Source organism: Massilia pseudoviolaceinigra (assembly GCF_030846505.1).
Taxonomy (GTDB): domain Bacteria; phylum Pseudomonadota; class Gammaproteobacteria; order Burkholderiales; family Burkholderiaceae_D; genus Telluria_A; species Telluria_A violaceinigra.
In genome coordinates, this window is the sequence record NZ_JAVCWL010000094.1 from 1 (window position 1) to 1,408 (window position 1,408).

Genomic DNA, 1,408 nt, shown 5'->3' on the forward strand with positions numbered 1-1,408 from the left:
ACAAAGCGATCCGATTGGCCTGGCGGGTGGCATCAATACGTACGGCTACGTAACAGGGAATCCCCTTAGCAAGGTTGATCCACTGGGCTTACAGGAAGAAGGTAGTTTGTCGCCAAGGCCCCGAACGTATCCAGGACCTTTTGATGTTCAAAATCAGGCCACTCGAGACGTCATGACTCGAATCTTGAAGGGGACTAGCCGCCTGATCCAGAGAATCAAAGATGCTTGCATGAATTCTGGTAGCGGAGATGAGAAAGCGAACAACCCGGCCCAACCAAACGAGAACGATTTAGATAAGCTTCCTGAAAAGAACGGTGGCGACCAAGCTGCTCAAGAAGAAGGATATAGAGACGCTCATGATGCCAAGAAAGGTCGTGGCGATAGCAAAGTTAATATCTATAACGATAAGACGACGGGGCGGAAATGGATATGGGATGGTAGAAGAGGTTCCGAGAAGGAAATATTGTGAGTAGAAAAAAATCTGTTTCACTTACATTCAGAGGGTTTGACTGCACAGCCCAGGAAGTTGCCATACTTATCGATTCGCCGCCATCGCGCCTTGGGAATCGAGGAGAGCCCGTGAGATCGGGAGTCAAAACACTGTTGACTCGATCATATGTTCTATATTCGATGAATTTTCTTGATGACTATGAGCTATGCGACATGCTCCTTAAGTTTCTTGGAGATCTGGGAGGCGTCGAACATCTTTGTCAGGTACAAAGAAAAGTGCAGCCCGAGTTTTCGGAATTTCATTTTGACTTGCCCGTGAAAGAGTCTGATGAGTCACAAGAAGGATATTTTTCGACAAAGGACATTGCAGATATTTTTCAACTCAGAGCCAGCATCTCGCTCGGTTTTTTTTGAGCCGTTGGAGCGACGAGCCGGCGACGGGGCCAGGTCTGACCTTCGGACACGGCCTCGGCTGTGGCGGCGGACCACCTGGCCCGCCGCTGTGCAGTCCCGCCATGATTCGTATCCTGTTCGTATCCTGTTCGTATCCTGTTCGTATCCTGTTCGTAGCCCATCGGCGGCCGGCCGTATCCATTTGTATCCCGTTCGTATCCTGCCGAAAAAGCCGCCCGGTGGCGTTACCGCCGCTGGGGGCAGCCAGCTAGGGCCGGTGCGGGGAGTCCCCGCTCCCCGCCAATCTCTCACACATCACGCAACCCTCTCGGGTTGGTCAGAAGCCCGCCGTTGCAGGCTTCACGTGTAGAACACTATCAAATTCCCGACTTAACACTTGCTGCTGAAATTGCCCATGGCGCCCGCCGTTGAGGGCTGTCTGTGTAATACGGGCACGGTCGAGCGGCAGGTCTGGCGCATGCGTTCAGCGCTGTCGATTTTACATTGGTCGGCCGTAAATTGCCCCGCCGTTTCTGGTGACCTCACGTGCACTCGGCTACTGACC

The 1,408-nt window shown here is 52.7% G+C and carries 2 protein-coding genes; both read left to right on the forward strand.

Annotated features, from left to right (window positions below; genetic code table 11):
• A partial coding sequence (locus RBA40_RS33170) for an RHS repeat-associated core domain-containing protein (protein ID WP_510184491.1) occupies positions 1 to 469 on the forward strand: 469 nt, incomplete at its 5' end.
• On the forward strand, positions 466 to 864 hold the full coding sequence (locus tag RBA40_RS33175) for a hypothetical protein (protein WP_306653151.1): 399 nt from the start codon (positions 466 to 468) through the stop codon (positions 862 to 864). The genes RBA40_RS33170 and RBA40_RS33175, both read left to right, overlap by 4 nt.
• Positions 865 to 1,408 lie beyond the last annotated feature (544 nt).